General features: G+C 65.4%; 21 protein-coding genes and 2 riboswitches. Of the genes, 7 read left to right on the top strand and 14 right to left on the bottom strand.

All coding sequences use genetic code 11. From position 1 onward, the window contains the following. Positions 1-326: 326 nt before the first annotated feature. Positions 327-1,763, top strand: a complete 1,437-nt coding sequence (locus VGH54_RS23225) for an FAD-binding oxidoreductase (RefSeq protein ID WP_331514455.1) — start codon at positions 327-329, stop codon at positions 1,761-1,763. Between the two features lie 94 nt (positions 1,764-1,857). Further along, positions 1,858-3,234 carry an HNH endonuclease signature motif containing protein gene (locus VGH54_RS23230; RefSeq protein WP_331514456.1) on the top strand — a complete coding sequence of 459 codons (1,377 nt, stop codon included), beginning with the start codon at positions 1,858-1,860 and terminating at the stop codon, positions 3,232-3,234. On the opposite strand, the gene VGH54_RS23235 is transcribed toward VGH54_RS23230, so the two are convergent. From VGH54_RS23235 to VGH54_RS23265, 7 genes are all read right to left on the bottom strand, one after another. Continuing rightward, positions 3,194-3,571: a hypothetical protein gene (locus VGH54_RS23235; protein ID WP_331514457.1), complete on the bottom strand. Its 378-nt coding sequence runs from the start codon at positions 3,569-3,571 to the stop codon at positions 3,194-3,196. The two genes, VGH54_RS23230 and VGH54_RS23235, sit on opposite strands and share 41 nt — an antisense overlap. A gap of 141 nt (positions 3,572-3,712) precedes the next feature. Beyond that, the gene (locus VGH54_RS23240) at positions 3,713-4,090 is read right to left on the bottom strand and encodes a hypothetical protein (protein WP_331514458.1); all 378 of its coding nucleotides are present in this window, start codon (positions 4,088-4,090) and stop codon (positions 3,713-3,715) included. Positions 4,091-4,122: 32 nt separating this feature from the next. Further along, positions 4,123-5,259 carry a hypothetical protein gene (locus VGH54_RS23245; RefSeq protein ID WP_331514459.1) on the bottom strand — a complete coding sequence of 379 codons (1,137 nt, stop codon included), beginning with the start codon at positions 5,257-5,259 and terminating at the stop codon, positions 4,123-4,125. A 7-nt stretch (positions 5,260-5,266) separates the two neighbouring features. Continuing rightward, positions 5,267-5,551 (bottom strand): hypothetical protein, encoded by a 285-nt coding sequence (locus tag VGH54_RS23250; RefSeq protein WP_331514460.1) that lies wholly within the window; start codon positions 5,549-5,551, stop codon positions 5,267-5,269. A gap of 47 nt (positions 5,552-5,598) precedes the next feature. Beyond that, positions 5,599-6,330, bottom strand: a complete 732-nt coding sequence (locus VGH54_RS23255; protein WP_331514461.1) for a class I SAM-dependent methyltransferase — start codon at positions 6,328-6,330, stop codon at positions 5,599-5,601. Next, entirely contained in the window at positions 6,327-7,466 is a 1,140-nt protein-coding gene (gene metX, locus VGH54_RS23260; RefSeq protein ID WP_331514462.1) for a homoserine O-acetyltransferase MetX, read from the bottom strand. The genes VGH54_RS23255 and metX overlap by 4 nt, the downstream gene beginning before the upstream one ends. Before the next feature lie 10 nt (positions 7,467-7,476). Then, a complete protein-coding gene (locus tag VGH54_RS23265; protein WP_331514463.1) occupies positions 7,477-8,835 on the bottom strand; it encodes a bifunctional o-acetylhomoserine/o-acetylserine sulfhydrylase in 1,359 nt (452 codons plus the stop codon). 101 nt (positions 8,836-8,936) lie between these two features. After that, positions 8,937-9,056, bottom strand: a riboswitch (SAM riboswitch). A gap of 190 nt (positions 9,057-9,246) precedes the next feature. Between VGH54_RS23265 and VGH54_RS23270 the strand changes: the two genes are divergently transcribed. Further along, on the top strand, positions 9,247-11,484 hold the full coding sequence (locus VGH54_RS23270) for an NADP-dependent isocitrate dehydrogenase (protein ID WP_331514464.1): 2,238 nt from the start codon (positions 9,247-9,249) through the stop codon (positions 11,482-11,484). Between the two features lie 3 nt (positions 11,485-11,487). Here VGH54_RS23270 and VGH54_RS23275 read toward each other — a convergent pair whose 3' ends face one another. Then, positions 11,488-12,528 (bottom strand): LLM class F420-dependent oxidoreductase, encoded by a 1,041-nt coding sequence (locus VGH54_RS23275; protein WP_331514465.1) that lies wholly within the window; start codon positions 12,526-12,528, stop codon positions 11,488-11,490. 11 nt (positions 12,529-12,539) lie between these two features. After that, complete coding sequence (locus VGH54_RS23280) at positions 12,540-12,980, bottom strand: nuclear transport factor 2 family protein (RefSeq protein ID WP_331514466.1); 441 nt, start codon at positions 12,978-12,980, stop codon at positions 12,540-12,542. Positions 12,981-13,099: 119 nt separating this feature from the next. Here VGH54_RS23280 and VGH54_RS23285 point away from each other — a divergent pair, with 119 nt between their 5' ends. Beyond that, the gene (locus VGH54_RS23285; protein WP_331514467.1) at positions 13,100-13,669 is read left to right on the top strand and encodes a PadR family transcriptional regulator; all 570 of its coding nucleotides are present in this window, start codon (positions 13,100-13,102) and stop codon (positions 13,667-13,669) included. A 39-nt stretch (positions 13,670-13,708) separates the two neighbouring features. Here the strand turns inward: VGH54_RS23285 and VGH54_RS23290 are convergent, their stop codons facing one another. After that, positions 13,709-14,509, bottom strand: a complete 801-nt coding sequence (locus tag VGH54_RS23290; RefSeq protein WP_331514475.1) for an alpha/beta hydrolase — start codon at positions 14,507-14,509, stop codon at positions 13,709-13,711. A 117-nt stretch (positions 14,510-14,626) separates the two neighbouring features. Between VGH54_RS23290 and trpS the strand changes: the two genes are divergently transcribed. From trpS to aqpZ, 3 genes are all read left to right on the top strand, one after another. After that, on the top strand, positions 14,627-15,646 hold the full coding sequence (trpS, locus tag VGH54_RS23295; protein ID WP_331514469.1) for a tryptophan--tRNA ligase: 1,020 nt from the start codon (positions 14,627-14,629) through the stop codon (positions 15,644-15,646). 9 nt (positions 15,647-15,655) lie between these two features. Further along, a complete protein-coding gene (yhjD, locus tag VGH54_RS23300) occupies positions 15,656-16,693 on the top strand; it encodes an inner membrane protein YhjD (protein WP_331514470.1) in 1,038 nt (345 codons plus the stop codon). 132 nt (positions 16,694-16,825) lie between these two features. After that, positions 16,826-17,569: an aquaporin Z gene (aqpZ, locus tag VGH54_RS23305; RefSeq protein ID WP_331514471.1), complete on the top strand. Its 744-nt coding sequence runs from the start codon at positions 16,826-16,828 to the stop codon at positions 17,567-17,569. On the opposite strand, the gene VGH54_RS23310 is transcribed toward aqpZ, so the two are convergent. The 4 genes from VGH54_RS23310 to VGH54_RS23325 form a co-directional block, all read right to left on the bottom strand. Then, positions 17,566-17,880 carry a multidrug efflux SMR transporter gene (locus VGH54_RS23310; RefSeq protein ID WP_331514472.1) on the bottom strand — a complete coding sequence of 105 codons (315 nt, stop codon included), beginning with the start codon at positions 17,878-17,880 and terminating at the stop codon, positions 17,566-17,568. The genes aqpZ and VGH54_RS23310 overlap by 4 nt on opposite strands. A 14-nt stretch (positions 17,881-17,894) precedes the next feature. Further along, a riboswitch (guanidine-III (ykkC-III) riboswitch) is annotated at positions 17,895-17,956 on the bottom strand. A gap of 15 nt (positions 17,957-17,971) precedes the next feature. Next, a complete protein-coding gene (gene nagA / locus VGH54_RS23315) occupies positions 17,972-19,114 on the bottom strand; it encodes an N-acetylglucosamine-6-phosphate deacetylase (RefSeq protein ID WP_331514473.1) in 1,143 nt (380 codons plus the stop codon). Next, positions 19,105-20,511, bottom strand: a complete 1,407-nt coding sequence (locus VGH54_RS23320) for a sugar porter family MFS transporter (protein ID WP_422656399.1) — start codon at positions 20,509-20,511, stop codon at positions 19,105-19,107. Before VGH54_RS23320 ends, nagA begins: the two co-directional genes overlap by 10 nt. 37 nt (positions 20,512-20,548) lie before the next feature. Next, entirely contained in the window at positions 20,549-21,805 is a 1,257-nt protein-coding gene (locus tag VGH54_RS23325) for a D-alanyl-D-alanine carboxypeptidase family protein (RefSeq protein ID WP_331514477.1), read from the bottom strand. Positions 21,806-21,830 lie beyond the last annotated feature (25 nt).

Here is a 21,830-nt window from a genome sequence, read left to right on the forward strand (position 1 = left end):
GTGCGTCGATGAAGTCGTCGTTGGGATCTGCCTCGCCCGGCGTCGAGAACGTGGTCGCTGCCGTGATCAGACACCCGAGACCGATCAGCGCCCGCACCGTCAACGGCTGATTGTTCAACTGCGACATCCAGTTGCGACGCACACCCACCCCCCAATGTTCTGCGGTCGCATCGAACATTGGTCTATCGCGGTCACGTCCAGAACACGGCGCGGTAAAGGTTCGCCTACGTTTCGGTCGACGCGCGTCGACACGTGCTGTGCCACCGAGGTTCTTGGGCTTAGCCGGTTGACAATGCAGGGCATGACGGCACCGCTGGAGTCCGACGTTGACGCGTGAGATCTCGCGTCAGACGTTTCTGCGCGGCGCCGCCGGAGCCTTGGCCGCCGGCGCTTTCATGGGCTCTGGTCGCGCCAGTGGTGAACCGGTCGCCTCCGGCTGGGATGCGCTGTCCAGATCCATCAGCGGGCAGGTCATCCAGCCGAATGCTCCGCAATTCGGCTCGGCCAAAGCGGTTTTCAATACCAATTACAACGGGCTGACGCCGGCCGCGGTCGTTACGCCGGCGTCGGCGGCCGATGTGCAAAAGGCGATGGCGTTCGCTGCCGCTAACAACGTCAAGGTCGCGCCGCGCGGCGGTGGGCATTCCTACGTGGGGGCGTCGACGGCGAACGGCACGATGGTGCTCGACCTGCGGCAGCTGCCCGGGGGCATCGATTACGACGCCGCGACCGGTCAGGTCACGGTGACGCCCGCGACGAGTCTGTATGCGATGCACCAGGTTCTGGCGGCGGCGGGCCGGGGTATCCCGACGGGAACCTGCCCGTCGGTCGGTGCGGCGGGCCACGCCCTGGGCGGCGGGCTGGGCGCCCATTCTCGGCACGCCGGGCTGATGTCGGACGCCTTGCGGTCGGCCACGGTGGTGCTGCCTGGCGGCCAGACGGTCACCGCGTCCGCCGGCTCTCAGCCGGACCTGTTCTGGGCGTTGCGCGGCGGCGGTGGCGGAAACTTCGGCGCGACCACCTCGCTGACCTTTGCGACGTTTCCCACCGGCGAGGTCGACGCGGTGAACCTCAACTTCCCGCCGCAGTCGTTCGCGCAGGTGCTGGTCGGCTGGCAGAGCTGGCTGCGTACCGCCGATCGAAGCTGCTGGGCGTTGGCGGATGCCACCGTCGATCCGATGGGCACGCACTGTCGGATCCTGGCGACCTGCCCGGCCGGGTCGGGTGCCGGCGTGGCATCCGCCATCACGTCGGCCGTCGGCATTCAACCGAGCGGCACGGAAAATCACACGTTCAACTACTTGGACCTGACGAACTATCTGGCCGTCGGCAACCTCAACCCGTCGCCGCTTGGATACGTCGGCGGCTCAGACGTTTTCGCGACGATCACCCCGGCCGCTGCCCAGGGCATCGCCGCGGCGGTCGACGCGTTCCCGCGCGGGGCGGGTCGCATGCTGGCGATCATGCACGCGCTCGACGGTGCGCTGGCCGACGTGCCGACGGGATCGACGGCCTTTCCGTGGCGCCGGCAGTCGTCGTTGGTGCAGTGGTACGTCGAGACACCCGGCGACCCGTCCGCAGCGGTCGGGTGGCTCAGTGCGGCGCACCGGGCGGTGCAACCGTATTCGGTTGGCGGGTATGCGAATTACCTCGAGGCCAACCAGCCGGCGTCGCGGTACTTCGGACCGAACTTGTCGCGGTTGAGCGCCGTTCGGCAGAAGTACGATCCCGCCCGGGTGATGTTTTCCGGGATGCCGGTCTGAGGTTTGGTCTCGGCGGTTATCCACAGTTGCAGCTTCATCCACAATGTGGCTTCTCGGGCGGTGGCATGTCGGTGAGCGGCAATATAATTCGAACATGCGTTCCAGTAGTCGCGAAGAGATAGTCGAGCGGATCGGCGCTTTCCGTGACGGCGTATCCGGGCTGCTCGAGCTCTCCTTCGACGTGTTGACCACTCCGGAACGGCTCGCGGTGCTGGAACAGATCGAGCAGGAAGTCCGACGAGTGCCGACACCGTGCCATGAACTGATCAACGGTGTGCGGCGGCAGGCCACTGCAGCTGAACTCGGCGGCAGGTTGTCGCACGCGTTGGCTGACCGCTTGCGCATCAGCCGCGCTGAGGCCGGCCGACGTATTCGAGACGCCGAAGATCTTGGGCCGCGCCTTTCGGTCACCGGTGAACCATTGCCACCGCGGCTAGCGGCCACCGCTGAGGCGCAGCGCGCCGGAGCCATCGGTGACGGTCACGTTGCGGTGATTCGTGGTTTCTGCCACGGGCTGCCCGACTTCGTCGACGTCGAGACGCGCGAGAAAGCCGAAGCGCAACTTGCCCGGCTCGGTGGAGAGCATCGCCCCGACGAGTTGAGCAAGCTAGCCGAAAAGCTCACCGACTGCCTCAACCCCGACGGCACTTTCAGTGATAACGACCGGGCTCGTCGCCGCGGAATCGTGATCGGCAAGCAAGGTTTCGATGGGATGAGCACGATCAGCGGGTATTTGACCCCGGAGGCGCGGGCCACGTTCGACGCCGTGTTGGCCAAGTTGGCCGCTCCCGGCATGTGCAACCCGGACGATGACGCCCCGTGTGTTGACGGCCCACCGTCGGAGCAGGCTGCCGGAAGCGATTCCCGCAACAGCGCTCAACGCAACCACGATGCGCTCAATGCCGGCTTGCGAGCTCTTCTGTCGTCCGGGGAATTGGGTCAGCACAATGGTTTACCCGCGTCGATCATCGTCACGACCACCTTGCGTGAACTCGAGGCAGCCGCGGGCAAAGGACTAACCGGTGGCGGCACGCTGCTCCCAATGAGCGACGTGATCCGGCTGGCCGGCCACGCGCATCACTACCTGGCCATTTTCGACAAAGGCAAAGCCCTGGCGCTCTATCACACCAAACGACTGGCTTCGCCGGGGCAACGAATTGTGTTGTACGCCAAAGACCGCGGGTGCTCGTATCCTGGCTGCACCGTGCCCGCCAACCTCTGCGAAGCCCACCACTGCAACCCCTACGCCACCAACCCCGTCACCGATGTCAATCACATGACCCTGGCCTGCGGGCCCGATCACCCACTTGCCGAACAAGGCTGGACCACCCGCAAAAATCAGCGCGGTGACACCGAGTGGATCCCGCCGCCGTACTTGGACCGTGGCCAAGTGCGTGTTAACACGTTCCATCATCCGGAGAAGCTGCTGCTTAGCGGTGACGAGGAGGACGAGATGCCGCGGGCAGGCTAAGCTCGCCTTTGTGGGTGAGCTCGAGCCAAGCGGAAAACACCCAGGCCGGCGGATCGTCATACTGTGCTACATACACATCGGAGACTCTCCGTATTGATTCATCGAGCGATCCGGTCCATGCAACCAAACTGCCACCTTCGCCAGACAGATCGCCTAATTCGAATAGCCCGTCGCTGACCAAGGAGCGGATCGTCTCCAGGGTTTCGCGCTGCACCTCCGACACCGATGCCGACGGATTGTGCCGGCTGACTTGCGAATCGACGGCACCGAGGTCTACGTAGTCAGCTATCCCATCGGTGATTAGCTCGATGCGAACGTTCTCACGTGCTGGGGTCATTGACTGATCCTGCCTGCAAAGTGTGCTGTTCTGCTATGTCGAGGCGCCATCACGGTGACTCGACTTCGGGATTGGACAGGTCGTTTCGACCGAGTATCGGCGGTCCATCATGGCTGTGCGGCGGCAGCGCGCCGACGCGAGCTAACCTTTGGTATCCGCTTCGAGCGCTCGGGCTACTTGCTCGCCTTTATCGGTCAGCTTGAGCCAAGTGGAAAATACCCAAACCGGTCGATCGTCGTAGTGCGCCACATAGACATCGACGATCCTTTGTAGAGACTTCTCCAACGGACCGGCCCAAGCCTCCCAGCGCCCACCCTCGCCGGACATGGCTCCAAGGACGATCAGACCGTCGTCTGCCAGGGAGCGAATGGTCTCTAATGTCTCGTTCTGCACGTCGGGTACCGACGCCGACGGATGTTGCTGCTTTACGTAGTAGTCCACCTGAGTAATCGGCAACTCGCCCCCCGCTGCGGTGTCGAGAACTAGTTCCCTGCGTACCTTTTCGCGTGCAGTGCTCATTGGATAAATCCTCTGTCTCGTCGTTTTGACTATTATTCGGGCAACTCGCCGAGGTCATCTCTGCCGACTATTGGCGGGCCGTGATGAAAATGAGGCGACTCAATGAAGTGCGGGAAAGGGTTTGAGCCGGGAGTGCCAATCGGAGCGGACGGTTCGGGCGCGACTGGTGCGGCCCGCGGCGCCGCTGGCTCCACTGGCGCACTTTCCACCGGCGCGGACTCGGCTGGCGCGTGTGCCCTCGGCGCAAGCTCTTCTGGCGGACCCGCCGCTCGGACCGGAATGTCTGGTATGCCACCGCGAGCCGTATTGACATGAATCTTCTCGTACGGGCCGTCCGGGGGATTGAAGTCTAATGTGAGGCCGCTGTCGGAGGGTCGTAGGCCGACGATCGTCCCATCGCGGAGAACTCTCTCGGTGCCTTTATATGTGCTGCCCGGTGCGCGTTCCGTCGCGCCCTCGGCCGCCCAATTCCAAAGTCGTCGCAGGTCGTCTTCACTGCGAATCTCGCCAATGATTGGGCGTCTGCCTCGCGGCAGATTTCTGACCGCGTTGTGAAGATCTTGGCCGGTGGGACCCGGGCCGGGCGCCGGCGCGGGTGCTTGTTTCCAGTCGACGAGCTGAATCTTTCCGTCGTGAGCGACCGGTCTCTCGTTGAAGTTCAGGCTGCCGACATCATCAGCCGTGGCGGTGAGCTTCGCGCCGACTTCGCTGTCGGCAGCGAGGAGTTGGGCGGCGCGGCTACGAATGTCAGCGGCAAGCGCCTGAGCCTGCGCGTGGCGCGCCGCAAGCTCCGCCACGTCTCGTGACCTTTGCGTGTCAGTTAGCGAAAGATCCTCGCCCACAACGAAACCAGCCTGGTGAGCATCATCGACTTCATAGAGAACCGACCGTTGCGCTGCGCTGATATCGTCCGCAGCGTTGCGGGCGGTCAGCGCCGCGTCGCGCAACTGATCAGCCTTCGAGCTAACCATCGCCCTATCTGCAGTGGTCCGGTCAATCAGGGCATCGCGTGCTTGGCCATGCCAGTCCATGCCGAGCGACTGCTGCCACACCTGCCCGTACACGCTCTCCCAGCGGTCGGCGGTGGAGTGCCAATGCTCGGCGGCCTCGACGAGATGGTCGACATCCCAGGCATGTATCTGCGAGAGGGTAGGTAATCCGGTCGCCACCTGCGCCTCAGATCGATCCGCTCAGCGCGTTGAGCGGATCCGCGGAGGTTGCCTCATGGTTGGTATAAGCCGTGGCCGCCGAGGTGGTCTTGGCTGCGGTCATCAGCGTCCTTGCGGAGAGGACACCGCTCGCCGTCGCCACCGCGGCGTGTATCGCGGTGACCGCAGCGGCACTGGGCTGAAACGACACGCCCGGCATACTGGGCGTGGTGCCAGTCAGCTCATCGGCCAGGGTGTGCCACCCGTTGGCCGTGGCGTGTAGCTCCTGAGTTGCCGCCCGCAAAATTCCCATCACGCGAAGAGTAACGAGCACATTGGTGGTATCAAGTCAGTCCCACCTCAGGACAGCGTCGCCCGCACACACACCGTCACGTACGGCAGCGACAGACCACGGGCGTTCGCCAGTGCTGGATGGGTTGCCAGCAGCTCGCGTACCTGATCCAACGTCTTGGTGCGGACCTGCGTCGGCGAGGTGATGCAGTAGCTTCGCGATGCGACCAAGTCGATGAGTGCTTGCGGCGTAAGGTAATTCGTCCACTCGACCTGATGACGTTGCACATCGGTGAACGGCTCCGGCAGGGTCACGTGATCGCGCATCGGGTCGCCGTCGCGGCCGATGATGCGGCCGAGCTCTCGCACCCAGCCCAGTCGCTCGTCGCGGGTGTTCCACACCAAACCGAGTCGCCCGCCAGGTCGTAGCACCCGGGCCAGCTCAGGAATCGCCCGCGCCGGGTTGAACCAATGCCAGGCCTGCGCGACAAGTACGGCGTCAACACTGTTGTCCGCCAGCGGGATTTCCTCCGCGGTGCCGAGCAGCGCCGCGGTTTCCGGCAGCGACTTGCGCAGCATCTCCAGCATTTCGGCGATCGGGTCGACGGCGATGACGTCCAGCCCACGTTCCACCAGCCGGGTGGTCAGCTTGCCGGTCCCGGCGCCGAGGTCGAGCACGTCGCGGGCGCCAAGCGGCAGTAGCCAGTCGATCGCATCCGGCGGATAGGACGGACGGCCGCGCTCGTACGCGGCCGCTTCAGCGCCAAACGACAATGAGCGGGCCTGTGAGGACTGAGTCACCGGGGACACGCACCCTTAGCCGCCGCCACATCGAGGGTTTGGCGGACCAGTTCACCGACGGCCTCGGTTTCCACCAGGAACCCGTCGTGCCCGAATACCGAGTCGACCACCTGCAGCCCGTCGCAACCGGGCAGCAACTCGGCCAGTTCCTCTTGCAGCCGCAGCGGGTAGAGCCGGTCAGAGGTGATGCCGCCGACCACTGCCGGCACCGGGCAGCTGCGCAGCGCGGTCGCGACACCGCCGCGATCCCGGCCGACATCGTGACTGGACAGCGAGTCGGTGAGCACCACGTAGCTGCCGGCGTCGAAGCGCGACACCAGCTTGCCGCCCTGATGCTCCAGGTAGCTCTGCACCGCGTAGCGGCCACCGGATGTCGGATCCTCGTCGCCGTGGGCTTCGTTGGCGAAGCGGGTGTCCAGCTCGCCTTCACCCCGGTAGGTCAGATGCGCGAAACGGCGGGCGATCTCCAGACCAGCGTCGGGGGTACGTCCGGTGCCGTAATAGTCTCCACCGCGCCAGTTCGGGTCGGCCTTGATGGCCGCAATCTGCGTGCACTGGGTGCCGATCTGATCGGCGGTGGCACGCGCACCCACGGCGAGCAGCAAGCCGGCGCCCACCCGATCGGGATGGGCGACCATCCATTCCAGCGCCCGCGCGCCACCCATCGACCCGCCGAGCACCGCGGCGACTTCAGTAATGCCCAGCGCGGCCAGCGCCGCTACGTCCGCCTCGACCTGGTCCCGGATCGATATCGCCGGAAACCTTGAGCCCCAGGGCTTTCCGTCCGATGCCAGCGAGCTCGGCCCGGTCGAGCCGCGACAACCGCCCAGCACGTTGGTGGCCACCGCACACCAGCGGTTGGTGTCGATCGGTGCGCCCGGGCCCGCGATCCCGTCCCACCAGCCCGGCGTGGGATGCCCGGGCCCGGCAGGCCCGGTGATGTGCGAGTCGCCGGTCAGCGCATGCAGGACGACAACGACGTTGTCACGGGTCGGCGACAACTCGCCCCACCGCTGCACGGCGATGCTGACGTCGTCGAGCACCACGCCGCTTTCCAGCGTCAGCGAGCCGACGTCAACAATGCCGACCTCACCTTCGGCGGGCAGCGTCTGTGTCGGCACGTCAGAGATTGTCACCTGCGGCTCCTCAGAACGCCGCCACGGAGTGCGGATCGCCGGCGTGCGTGTGAGCGGCGGCGAATCCGAGTTCGAGGTCGGCCAGGATGTCGTCGATGCCCTCAATACCCACCGCCAGCCGCACCAAACCGGGGCTCACCCCGGTGGACAGCTGCTCGGCGGGGCTCAGCTGGGCGTGGGTCGTCGACGCCGGGTGGATCACCAGCGAGCGCACGTCACCGATGTTGGCGACGTGGCTGTGCAGCTTCAGCGCGTCGACGAACGCCTTACCGGCGTCCACCCCGCCGGCAAGCTCGAAGGCCAGCACAGCTCCGGTTCCCTTCGGCGCCAGCTTCTTTCCCCGCTCGTACCACGGCGAGCTGGGCAACCCGGCGTAGTTGACCGAGAGCACGTCGTCGTGACCGGCCAGGTATTCGGCGACACGCTGCGCGTTGGCGACGTGGCGCTCGACCCGCAGACTGAGGGTCTCCAGGCCCTGGGCAACCAGGAACGCGTTGAACGGCGATGCCGCCGAGCCCAGGTCGCGCAGCAGCTGCACGCGGGCCTTCAGCGCGAACGCGGGCGGTCCCAGCTCGGCGTACACCACGCCGTGATAGCTGGGGTCCGGCGTGGTGAAGCCGGGGAAGCGCCCCTGCGTCCAGTCGAAGGTGCCGCCGTCGACGATCACCCCGGCGATCGCGGCGCCGTGACCGCCGAGGTACTTGGTGGCCGAGTGCACCACGATGTCGGCGCCCTGCGATATCGGCTGCATCAGGTACGGGGTGGCGATGGTGTTGTCGACGATCAGCGGCACACCGTGCTCGTGGGCCACCGCGGAGACCCCGGGGGTGTCCAGGATGTCGATCTGCGGGTTGGAGATCGTCTCGGCAAAGAAAGCCTTGGTGTTGGGCCGCACCGCGGCCCGCCACGAATCCAGGTCGTCGGGATCCTCGACGAAGCTGACCTGGATACCGAGCTTGGGCAGCGAGTAATGGAACAGGTTGTACGTGCCGCCGTACAGCCGTGGGCTGGACACGATGTGGTCGCCCGCGGCGGCCAGATTCAAGATCGCGAACGTCTCCGCGGCCTGTCCGGAGGACAGAAACAGCGCGGCCACTCCGCCCTCCAGGGCAGCGATCCGTTGTTCGACGACGTCGGTGGTCGGGTTGCCGATCCGGGTGTAGATATTGCCCGGCACTTCCAGCCCGAACAGCGCCGCGGCGTGTGAGGTGTCGTCGAAGACGTAGGAGGTGGTCTGGTAGATCGGCAGCGCGCGGGCGCCGGTGGCCGCGCAGGGCTGCTGACCTGCGTGGATCTGCTTGGTCTCGAATGACCAGTGCGCGGTCGGATCGGTGTCGGGTTCAGAATCGGGGCTGGTTGTGGAACTCACGGTCGAATGCTTTCCGGGAAAATCTCAGCGACGCACGATAGGTCGGCCCACGTGGGTGCGCATCAGGTTTCCCTGTCTACTCCGGGGGGCCCATAACGGCGGACCCGCGCTTGCCGCGTAGTCACTACTGACTACGAAACCTGGTCATCACCCGGGGCACCCCACCGCGGTTGGAGGGTTGCCGGCCAGCAAGCCGGGGCTTGATGCTGGCGCTCATGACCGACACGGAGTTTATCTCATGTATCTAATTCGTCGCCACCAGTGCCTCGGGTGCTCGTAGATCAGTAGGACGCCATCGCTGGTTGATGGCGATCCGCTGCAGGTCGACGCCACGGTGAACACCCTTGCTAACGTGGCAGCCAGTTACACCGCGAACCCCGCCAGGATCTAACCGATACCGGGAGAAACACCGTGTGCGCCGACCAGCCGACCGTCATCTACACGCTGACCGATGAGGCGCCGCTGTTGGCGACCTACGCCTTTCTGCCGATCGTGCGGGCGTTCGCCGAACCGGCGGGCATCACGATCCAAACCAGCGACATCTCGTTGGCGGCGCGGATCCTGGCCGAGTTCTCCGATTACCTGACCGACGAGCAGCGGGTGCCCGACAACCTGGGCGAGTTGGGCCGGCTGACGAAGCTGGCCGACACCAACATCATCAAGCTGCCCAACATCAGCGCGTCGGTGCCGCAGCTGGTGTCCGCGGTCAAGGAACTGCAGGGCAAGGGATTCAAGATCCCCGACTACCCGCAGAGTCCGAAAACCGACGAGGACAAGGAAATCCGCGACCGCTACGCCAAATGTCTCGGCAGTGCGGTAAACCCCGTTCTGCGACAGGGTAATTCGGATCGTCGCGCGCCGAAGGCGGTCAAAGAGTACGCGCGTAAGCACCCGCACAGCATGGGGGAATGGTCGCAAGCGTCGCGCACGCACGTGGCGACCATGCGCCACGGGGACTTCTACCACGGCGAGAAGTCGATGACGTTGGACCGCGCTCGCGACGTGAAGATGGAGCTGAAGACCAAGGGCGGCAACACGATCGTGCTCAAGCCGAAAGTGTCGCTGCGGGACGGCGACGTCATCGACAGCATGTTCATGAGCGTGAAGGCGCTCCGTGAGTTCTACGAGGCTGAGATCGAGGACGCCTACAAGACCGGCGTGATGTTCTCGCTGCACGTCAAGGCGACGATGATGAAGGTCAGCCACCCCATCGTCTTCGGCCACGCCGTCAAGATCTTCTACAAGGACGCGTTTGCCAAACACCAGGAGTTGTTCGACGAACTCGGCGTCAACGTCAACAATGGACTCGTCGACCTGTACAACAAGATCGAGACCCTGCCCGCGTCGCTGCATGACGAGATCGTCCGCGACCTGCACGCCTGCCACGAGCACCGGCCCGAACTGGCCATGGTCGATTCGGCCAAGGGCATCAGCAACTTTCACTCACCCAGCGATGTGATCGTGGATGCGTCGATGCCGGCGATGATCCGGGCGGGCGGCAAGATGTACGGCGCCGACGGCCGGCAGAAAGACACCAAGGCCGTCAACCCGGAGTCCACGTTCTCCCGCATCTACCAGGAGATCATCAACTTCTGCAAGACGCACGGGCAGTTCGACCCGACCACGATGGGCACCGTACCCAACGTCGGCCTGATGGCACAGCAGGCCGAGGAATACGGCTCGCACGACAAGACGTTCGAGATCCCCGAAGACGGTGTCGCCGACATCGTCGACCTCGAGACCGGCGAAGTGCTGCTCACCCAAAACGTTGAGGCCGGCGACATTTGGCGGATGCCCATCGTGACCGACGCGGCGATCCGCGACTGGGTCAAGCTGGCGGTCAATCGGACGAGGAACTCGGGCATGCCGGTGGTGTTCTGGTTGGATCGGGAGCGTCCGCACGAGTACGAGCTGCGCAAGAAGGTCAACACCTACCTCGCCGACCACGACACCGAGGGCCTCGACATCCAGACCATGTCGCAGGAACGCGCCATGCGGCACACGATCGAGCGGGCCATCCGCGGCCAGGACACCATCGCCGCCACCGGCAACATCCTGCGCGACTACCTCACTGACCTGTTCCCGATCCTGGAGCTGGGTACCAGCGCCAAGATGCTGTCCATCGTGCCGCTGATGGACGGCGGGGGAATGTATGAGACTGGAGCGGGCGGTTCGGCGCCCAAGCATGTCCACCAGCTGGTCGAGGAGAACCACTTGCGGTGGGACTCACTCGGCGAATTCCTGGCGCTGGGAGCGTGTTTCGAGGACATCGGGATCAAGACCGGCAACGAGCGGGCCAAGATCCTGGGCAAGACGCTCGACGATGCGATCGGGAAGCTGTTGGACAACAACAAGAGCCCGTCGCGCAAAACCGGTGAGCTCGACAATCGCGGCAGCCAGTTCTACCTGGCGCTGTACTGGGCGCAGGAGCTCGCCGCGCAGCACGACGACGAGGAGTTGCGCAAGCATTTCGCCGCGCTGGCCGAGGAGCTGGGCAAAGACGAAGACGCCATCGTCGCCGAACTCGGCGAGGTGCAAGGCGAATCCGTTGATATCGGTGGTTATTACCGACCGGACGACGAGAAGCTCACCGCGGTGATGCGGCCGAGCAAGACGCTCAACGCGGCGCTGGCCGAGGCGCGCGACTGACCGTCAGTCGACCAGCCCGCGCAGCGTCTCGATCAGCTTGACCCGCTCGGCGGCCGTGCCGGCGACCGGTACCACGTTCAACGTGGTGACCCCGGCCTCACGGAAGGCCGCCACGCGTTCCTTGACGAACCCGGGCGTTCCGATCAGCGAGACGTCGCGCACCAGCTCGTCGGGAACGGCCTTGGCGGCAGCATCTTTGTCGCCGGCCAGATAGAGCTCTTGGATGCGGTCGGCCGCCGCGCCGTAGCCGTATCGGGTGGCCAGGGTGTGGTAGAAGTTCTTCCCCTTGGCGCCCATTCCGCCGATGTAGAGCGCTAGGTGCGGCTTTACGACTTCCCTTAGCGGCTCGACGTTTTCACCGATGGCCAGGGTCGGGCCGGCGAACACCTCGAGCTCGCCCAGGGCCGGGTCGCGGTTCGCCTTTCCGGTGGCCAGCGCATTGCCCCAGACGTCCTGCGCCTTCTCCGGGAGGAAGAAGATGGGCTGCCAGCCTTCGGCGACCTCGGCGGCCAGCTCGACATTCTTGGGTCCCAGCGCGGCGATCAGAACCGGAATACGTTCGCGGACAGGCTTATTGATGAGCTTCAGCGCCTTGCCCAGGCCGGTGCCCTGTTCGGCGGGCAGCGGAATCGTGTAGTGAGTGCCCTCGTAGCGCAGCGTCTCGCGCCGCCACACCTGGCGGCAGATCTCGATGACCTCGCGGGTGCGTGCGATCGGCGCGTCGTAGGGCACGCCGTGGAAACCCTCCATCACCTGGGGGCCCGACGCGCCCAAGCCGAGGATGAACCGGCCGTCGGAGACGTAGTCCAGACCGGCGGCCGTCATCGCGGTCAATGTGGGCGTGCGGGTGTAAAGCTGGAGGATGCCCGATGCCAGCTCAACACGATCGGTGCTGGCGGCCAGGTATCCCAGGGCGCTGACCGCGTCGAACGAATACGCTTCGGGGACAAAGACAATGTCCAAACCCGCGCGCTCGAGGTCAGCCACCTCGGCGGCGACCTCCTTGAAGCCGCCCGCGTAGTTGATCCCTAATCCGATTCGCATGCCTGGGCTCCCTATGCCGTCGAGGCCTTGGTGAACTGGTCGGCCAGTTCGACGGCCTCCTGCTGAATCCTGCCGAATTGTGCGCCCATTGCTTCGGCCAAAGCCGTCGCACCGGAAAGCGGTCGCACCATCACCTTAAGGTCGTCGATCAGACCGTCGTCGTTGACGTGCAGGAAATCGCAACCGTTGACCGTCACGCGCGGTGCGCCGGCGATCCCGGCCTCGAACTCAAACGCGTGGTTACCGCCGCTGCTGTCGTGGATCTCGCGGACATAGCGAAAGTCCTCGAAGACCCGCAACACGCCGCGCAGGATCGCGGCGGTAATCGGCTTGCCGACGTACGGCTTGAAGGCCACCGGGCTGGTGAATACGACGTCGTCGGCGAGCAAGGCCTGGATGGCCGCTTCGTCGCCTTCTTCGACTGCCTTACGGAACGGGTGGGTAGCGGACACGGAGCACCTCGCATAGTCAACTTATTGAGTAGGTGTGGTTGACACTAGAGGGCTGACCGCCGCACGTCTATGTGCACTTAGTCACTTTGTTGATTAATCAGATGTCGTACTATGAACCGATGTCGCTGCGTGATGCCGTTCTGGCCGCTCTTCTGGAGGGCGAGTCGTCCGGCTACGACCTGGCCAAGGATTTTGACGCGTCGGTGGCGAACTTCTGGATGGCTACGCCGCAGCAGCTCTACCGCGAACTGGAGCGTCTTGCCGAGCAGGGCCTGATTCAGGCGCGCATCGTCGAGCAGGAGCGCCGGCCGAACAAGCGGATGTTCTCACTGACCCAGGCGGGTTACGAGGCGATCCGGCAATTCACCGGGCGGCCGCCGAAACCCTCGGTGATCCGCGACGAGCTGATGATCAAAGTGCAGGCCTTCGATGTCGGTGACGCGGCGGCCGTCCGCGACTTGATCATCGAACGGCGGGAGTGGGCCCAGGCGAAAGTCCAACGCTACGGGCGGCTGCGCAACCGCATTCTGGACGGCCTCAGCGAGGAGGAGTTTCTGGCTACCGCGCCACGAGTGGGGCCGTATCTGACGCTGATGCGCGGGATCGCATTCGAGGAAGAAAACCTTCGATGGGCCAAGCGGGCGCTGGCGATCGTCGAACAGCGTCAGGGCGCCGGGTCCGTCAGGTAGTGCGCGAGCACCGGCCGCAGCCAGTTGATCAGCTGAGGCCTAGCTGGCGGGCGGGTCCTCGACTGCGCGCAGCGGCGTGCTGTGCTCGTCAAGAAAGGCAGTGATGGTCTCGGTCACCCGATCCGGAGCCTCGAACATCGGGATGTGCCCGACGTCGTCGAGCTCGGTGATACGCGTCTCGGCGGGGAGCTGCGCCTGGTAGTACCGGAGAGACCGCGGTGCGGGGAACACTCGGTCTTTTCCGCAGATCACCAGGTGCGCGGGGACCGCGGTCTGGGCCAACTCCAGCAGTCCGGGCATCAGCAGCGCTTTGCCCATCAGCTGGAAGTAGGCGGGGCAGTGCGCCGCGTCGTCGGCGATGGCCTCGAGTTCACTTTCGCTGACCCCGTCCGGTGATGCGCTGATCGGCAGCGTGGCAAGCCGGCGACTGAAAGGCAGCCGCAACGCGCGCGGCCCTGCCAAGCGGGCCAGTGCCAAGAAGGGCAACCCACTGACGAACTTGGCGATCACCTCGAATTTGGTCGGGGCCCAGCGGGTCCAGCCGCCGGCCGGTGCGATGCCGGTGACCGTGCGTGCCCGGCCGCGGCGTTCCAGCTCGAACGCGACCCAACCGCCCAGTGAATTGCCGACGATGTGGGCGGTGTCCCAGCCCAATTCGTCCAGCTGCCGCTCGACGTGGTCGGCCAACAGCGACGAGCTCAGGAACCATGTGCCTGCGCGTGGGCCGCCGTTGTGGCCGGCCATTGTCGGAGCAAACACCTCGTAGCGGCCGGTATCGGCCAGCTGCGGTGCCACCTTCTGCCACACCAGTTGCGAGATCAGGAAGGGGTGCAGCAACAACACCGGTTCGCCTGAGCCGAGATGGATCGGCGCGCGGGAGGTCATTGAGCCGACATTAAGGTGATACCACCGGTACCGCAAGAAGCGCTGGTGTCCGCGTGAAAAGATCGGGTCATCATGACGACCGCTACTGGATCGCGCCGGGTTTTCTCCGGTGTGCAGCCCACCTCCGACTCGCTTCACCTCGGAAATGCGTTGGGCGCCGTGACCCAGTGGGCTCAGTTGCAGGACGACCACGATGCCTTCTTCTGCGTCGTCGACCTGCACGCCATCACCGTCCCGCAGGATCCCGCCGTATTGCGCCGTCGCACCCTGGTGACCGCAGCGCAGTATCTGGCGCTGGGCATCGACCCCGGCCGCAGCACCATCTTCGTGCAGAGCCACGTGCCCGCGCACACCCAGCTGGCCTGGGTGCTGGGCTGCTTCACGGGTTTCGGCCAGGCCTCGCGGATGACGCAGTTCAAAGACAAGTCGTCACGTCAGGGCAGTGACGCGACCACGGTGGGTCTGTTCACCTACCCCGTGCTGCAGGCCGCCGACGTGCTGGCCTATGACGCCGAATTGGTGCCGGTCGGTGAAGACCAGCGTCAGCATCTGGAGTTGGCGCGCGACGTCGCGCAACGGTTCAATGCCCGCTACCCGGACACGTTCGTGGTCCCCGAGGTCCTGATTCCCAGGGCCACCGCAAAGATCTACGACTTGCAGGATCCGTCGTCGAAGATGAGTAAGTCGGCAGCCACCGACGCCGGCTTGATCAGCCTGCTCGATGCGCCAGCGGTGTCGGCCAAGAAGATTCGGTCGGCGGTCACCGACAGCGAACGGGAGATCCGCTTCGACCCGGACGCCAAGGCCGGCGTGTCGAACCTGTTGAGCATTCAGTCCGCCGTCACCGGTGTCGACATCGACACGCTGGTCGGAGGATACGCGGGACGCGGTTACGGCGATCTGAAAAAGGACACCGCCGAGGCTGTCGTGGAATTCGTGACCCCGGTCAAGACGCGGGTCGACGAATTGTTGTCAGATCCAACAGAACTGGAGGAAGTGCTGGCCACCGGCGCTGCACGGGCCGATGCCGTAGCCGCGAAAACGGTCGACCGGGTTTATGACCGGCTCGGGTTCCTACCGAGACATCCCTAGCGGGTTTTCGTGAGTGAGCCGGTCAAGCCAGGAATCCTCGATCGACTTCGGGCGCGGTACGGATGGTTCGACCACGCGATGCGGGCCAACGACTGGTTCGACGATTGCAACGGCAACTTTTTTGCGGCCGGGCTGACGTACTACACGATCTTCGCGTTGTTCCCTTTGCTGATGGTCGGTTTCAGCGTCGCCGGCTTCCTGCTGTCGCGACGGCCCGACGTGCTGAGCGCGATCGACAACAGGGTCAGGGCAGCGGTGCCCGGGGCGCTGGGGCAGCAGATGCTCGATCTGATGAATTCGGCGATCAACGCACGGGCCTCAGTCGGCATCATCGGCTTGAGCGCGGCGGTCTGGGTCGGCCTGAACTGGATGAGCAATCTTCGGCTTGCGCTGACCGAAATGTGGCGGCAGAGCAACGGTTCGCACGGATACATCCGCTCCAAGTTCTCCGATCTGGCTGCGATGGTGTCGTCTTTCGTGGCAATTTTCGCCACGCTCGCGCTCAGTGCGCTGGCCGGTGCGGCGCCGATGGCCCGGGTACTGGGGTGGCTGGGTCTTCACGACCTGCCGGTGTTGGACGCGTTACTTCGCGCGGTCTCGGTGTTGGTGTCGTTCCTGTTCTCGTGGTTGGTGTTCGGCTGGATGATCGCCCGGTTGCCGAGGGAGCCGGTCAATTTCGCCAGTTCAATCCGGGCCGCGCTGCTCGCGTCGATCGGCTTCGAACTCTTCAAGATGGTTGGCACCATCTATCTGAAGTCGGTGCTGCACAGCCCGGCTGGTGCCACATTCGGGCCTGTGCTGGGTCTGATGGTGTTCGCGTACGTGACGGCACGGCTACTGCTCTTCGCCACCGCGTGGGCGGCGACGTCGACGGACAACCCGCACGCGCCGCCGGCGGCGCCGCTCGAGCCACCCGGGCCCATCACCATCACACCTCGCGTGCAGGTGACCGAGGGATTCAAGACCCGCGAGCTGCTCGCCGCCGCCGTGGTGGGCGCTGTTGGGGCACTGGGCCTTTCCCGGCTGACGCGGCGCAACAAAGACTAGCCTCAGCCGGGCACTCAACATCGCGGGTATTTCTTTCGCGAAACGATTCGGCCACGTGTGGGCGCGTCGGTCTCCAGACGTGTCATTCTCTTCGAGCAGGAATATGTTCCGCTACGCAAAGGCGGGTAGGCGATGTCAGCTGAAAATCTCTTTCACAAACTAGCCGCGGAGACTATCGGCACCTTTTGGCTGGTGCTCGGCGGCGTTGGCAGCGCGGTCTTCTCGCTGAAGGCGCAGTCCGATCTCTTCTCGATCGGTATCGGTTATCTCGGTGTCGCGCTCGCGTTCGGTTTGACCGTGCTGACCGGCGTGTACGCGTTCGGGACGATCTCCGGCGGGCACTTCAACCCAGCGGTCACGTTGGGTGCGGCGTTGGCTCGCCGCGTCGAATGGAAAGTGCTGCCGGGATATTGGATCGCTCAGGTGATCGGCGGTCTGCTCGGCGCGCTGGTGGTGTACTTCATCGCGTTCGGCAAGCCCGGCTTCATCGCGACGGGCCACATGGCGGCCAACGGCTATGGCGTCCATTCACCCACGGGTTACTCGCTGGGTGCCGTCATCCTGGCCGAGATCGTCTTGACGGCCGTCTTCCTGTTCGTCATCCTCGGCTCGACCGACGCGCGGGCGCCGAAAGGCTTCGCGGGCTTGGCTATCGGCTTGACGCTTACGCTGACCAATCTGGTGGCCATTCCGATCTCTAACGCGTCGATCAACCCGGCCCGATCGACCGCTGTCGCGTTCTTCAACGGCGACGGTGCTCCCGCGCAGCTGTGGGTGTTCTGGCTGGCACCTCTGGTCGGCGGGGCGATCGCCGGTATCGCTTATCCGTTGTTGTTCGGCCGGGTCGAGGAGGCCCCGCCCACCAAGACCACCTAGCTCACGACCTTCAGGCCCGCGATGCAGCCGACCACACCGGCGATCAGCAACACCTTGACCGGCGACGCCGTCTCGTCGCCGGTCAGCATCGCGTAACCGACAGTGAGCACCGCTCCGATGCCGACCCAGACCGCGTAGCTGGTTCCGGTCGGCAGGCTGCGCATCGCGAATGCCAACCCCGCCATCGAGAACAGCAGCGAGACAGCGAAAATTAGCGACGGAAGCAGCCGGGAAAAGCCGTCGGATCGATCCATCGCGGTCGCCCACACCGCCTCGAGAACTCCGGACGCCACCAACACCAGCCAGGCCATCGGGCACCTCTCCTATCGCCGTCTTGTCGCTGGCCGGGTACGGTGCGCCTCGTCCGGTGTCAGTTGCTGACCCGTTGGACGGTAGCAAACCTTATCGACCGGCTACCCAGCTGCCGCGAGCCATGACGGCGCTGACCCGATAATCCGGTTCCAGCGCAACAAGATTGGCTTCGGCGCCGACGCACAGACTTCCGGCGCCATCGAGGCCGAGCGCCCGGGCCGGGGTTGTCGACGTCATGCGCACGGCGGCGGCCAGGTCGGTGTGCCGGTCTGAGCCGTGGCCGGCGATCGCGCCGAAGAGCTGATCCATTGTGGCGGTGCTGCCCGCGATGGTCGACGTGCCGCGTACGCGGGCCACCCCCGCGATGACGTCGACCGCCACTGCGCCGAGCTGAAATTCGCCGTCGCCGACTCCCGCCGCGGCCGTGGCATCGGTAACCAACGCGACCCGGTCGGCCCCGGCCGCCTCGATCGTAGCGTTCACCATCGCGGGGTGGACGTGGACGCCGTCCGCGATCAATTCGACGGTCACCCGTGGATCCTGCAGCAGCGCGAGCACCGGCCCGGGTTCGCGGTGATGCACTGACCGCATCGCGTTGAACAGATGTGTGCCGACCGTTGCGCCCAGCTCGATGGCTCGGCGGGTCTGCTCGTAGTCGGCATCGGTATGGCCAAGGGCCACAACCACTCCGGCGTCGACCAGGCGGACGATCGCGTCGTCACTGCCGGGGCGCTCGGGTGCCAGAGTGACCATCCGGATGGCGCCATCGCCCGCGGCCAGCAACCCGTCGATCTCGGCCGGCGTCGGGTCACGCAACTGCGTGCTGTCGTGCGCTCCGCAGTGCGCCGCGCTCAGCCACGGCCCCTCCAGGTGGATACCGGCCACGATGCCCTCGCGGGCCGCCTCGGCGAGCACCCGAACGGCCGCAAGCAGATCGGCCGACGATGCGGTGACCAGGCTGGCCAGCGTGGTGGTCGTACCGTGCTCGCGGTGAAATCCGGCCGCTCGCTGTATCTCTGCGGCGTCGCCGCCGGTGTAGGTGGCGCCGCCACCCCCATGGACGTGGATGTCGACGAAGCCGGGGACGATCACCGCATCGGGCAGGTCGACATCTGCGGGATGCGGTGGTGCGCCCCCACCGCAGCCCACGATCCGGTCGCCTGAGGTTTCAACCCAACCCAGGCCGCAGACACCCTGTTCGAGCACGACGGTGCCCGCGGCGATCAGCGGCATGCCGGTACATCCGTTGCCGCACTGATGGTTTCGACAGGCCAGCGGCCGTTGTTCTCCCAGAAGTGGCGGATGTCTTCGAGTTGTCGTCCTTTGGTTTCCGGGGCGAACCGGTAGACCATGACGAATCCCGCGCTCGCCAATAGGGCGAAGACGGTGAACATCCCGGCGCCGCCGAGGTTGTTCAGCATGGTCAGAAAGACGGATTCGATCAGCGCGTTGGCCGTCAGGTTAGCGGTGAGCATCGCGCTGGAGCCCAGTGACCGCAGGTGTGCCGGGAAACTCTCCCCGGCGTAGACCCAGACCAAGGCGCCGAATCCGAAGGTGAAGCCCATGGTGAACATCAACAGCCCGGCGTATCCGAATCCCGAGACCGCACTGGATTTCGCCGTGAACACGGCGATCAGCACCGCGTCGCCGAGAATCATCGTTGCGATGCCGGACAACAGAATCGGTCGCCGCCCGATCCGGTCGACCAGAACCAGCGAGGCCAGCACAGCGGCAAGCGATGCCAACTGTACGAGCGCGGGCAGCACCAGCAGGGCGAAGTTGCCTTGAAATCCCATGGCCTGGAACAGCAACGGGCTGTAGTAGATGATGCCGTTGATGCCGCTCAGCTCGGCGAAGAAACCGAGCCCGACGACGAACAACGTGGCGCGAAGATACGGCAGGCGAAGCATCTCGAGGATCGATCCGCCCCGTTCTTCGCGCATGGCGTCGGCGATCTCGGCGAGTTCCTTCTCGACGTCGCTGTTCGGTTCGATCCGCAGCAGCGAACGGCGGGCATCGTCGACTCGATTCTTGAACAGGTACCACCGTGCGGTATCGGGTGTGGAGGCCAACAGCGGCAGAACCAGCAGAGCTGGGACTGATGCCAGGCCGAGCATCCATCGCCAGCTGCCCGAATCCGCCAGCATGAAAGCGGACAGATAACCCGCGATGATCCCCAGAATGGTCGCCACCTGGTAAGTGACCAGCAGCGAACCGCGCAGCCGGGCCGGCGCCGATTCGGCGATGAACACCGGAGTAACGGTGGCGGACAAGCCGATGGTCATACCGAGCAACATGCGTGCCGCCATCAGCCACGGCATCGACACAGCCGCGGCGCCCAGCAGCGAGAACACCGCATAGCCGGCCGCCACCAACATCATCGAGCGCTTGCGCCCGATCGCGTTGGCCAGGAATCCGCCGCTCAGCGCACCGCAGATCTCGCCGATCACCACGATCGTGGTCAGCAACTCCTGCTTGCGGACGGTCAAGTTGAAATCGTTGGTGATGAACAGCAGTGCACCGGCGATGTTCGACAAGTCGTAGCCGCAGATGATGCCCAGGGTCGCCGCAGTGACGGCAATCAGCAATCGCCGTCGGGTTCGCAGAGACTCGCCGATGCGGCCCACAATCTCCCCTCCGGGTAGCCGCCCGGACCGTGGTCGCCGCCTAGTGCTGCGGCCGCCGGTTCGTCGAGCGGGCCACCATAATCAAGCCGAACACGACGACCGTACCGATGACCCCGACGCCGACCCTAACCGGCAAAGCGTCCGCGGCGGGGATGAGCGCGGCGGCATCCGAGGCGGGCCCGGCGGGGTTGTCGCCGGTCCCCGCAGGCTTCGGGGTCGTCAGCGACGGATCGGGTTCGATCAGTGTTCCCACCCGTGTTCCCGGCGCAGTCGCAAAGCCGTAATCCAGCAAATGCGCCGCTTGCTGCCACGGCGCGATCGGCTGACGGGTGCCGTGCAGCAACACCGCCAGCAGCCGGCGCCCGTCCCGGTTCGCGGCGCCGACAAACGTCTGTCCGGCGTCGTCGGTGTAGCCGGTCTTGCCGCCGAGCGCGCCCGGGTAGTGGTAGAGCAGCTGGTTGTCGTTTTCCAGCTGGTAGCCCGGGCTGTCGGCGTGTCCGGGGAAGTCGAACTTCTCGGTATGCACGATGTCGGCGAAAGTCGAGTTCTGCCAGGCGTATCGATAGAACAACCCGATGTCGTACGCCGAGGTGCTCATACCGGGCCCATCCAGCCCCGACGGCGTAACGGCGCGGGTGTCGCGGCCGCCGAGTTTGGCGGCCAGCGCGTTGATCTTGTCCAGCGTCGCCGGCATGCCGCCCAGTTGGGTGGCCAGCGAGTGCGCGGCGTCGTTGCCGGAGTGCATCAGCAGTCCATGCAGCAACTGGTTGACGGTGTAGGTGCCACCCGGGGCAACGCCGACCCGGGTGCCCTCCGCGCCGGCATCGTCGGGCGTGCCGTCGACGGTCTTGTTGAGGTTGAGCTCGCGCAGCGACGCCATCGCGACGAGCACCTTGATCACACTGGCCGGGCGGTGACGACCGTGCGGGTCGCGGGCGGCGACGATGGCGCCGCTGTCCAGATCGGCCACCACCCAGGCATCGGCGGAGACGTCGCCCGGCACCGGGGGAGTGTTTGCCGCAGTGACCACGCCGCAGCCGCCCAGCGAGTTACCGCCGATCGGCGAGGGCGGCACCGGCAACGGCAACGGCGGGTCGCCGGCCTGCGGGACTTCCGAGGAGTCCACCGCGGGCGGGGTCGCCACCTTGAACGGGCACAGGTCGTGCACGACGGCGGGGTCGGCGAACGCGACGGGCATGCCGAGCAGCGCCGGCGCGGTCAGCATGCCCAGCAACCACACCTGCGCGGCCGCTGCCAGGCATGACGCGCGGCGGAAGGCGGGCCCTGAGAGAAACATTGCTGTGCAGAGTAGGCGATCAGCG

The organism is Mycobacterium sp., from assembly GCF_036488105.1.
Taxonomy (GTDB): domain Bacteria; phylum Actinomycetota; class Actinomycetes; order Mycobacteriales; family Mycobacteriaceae; genus Mycobacterium.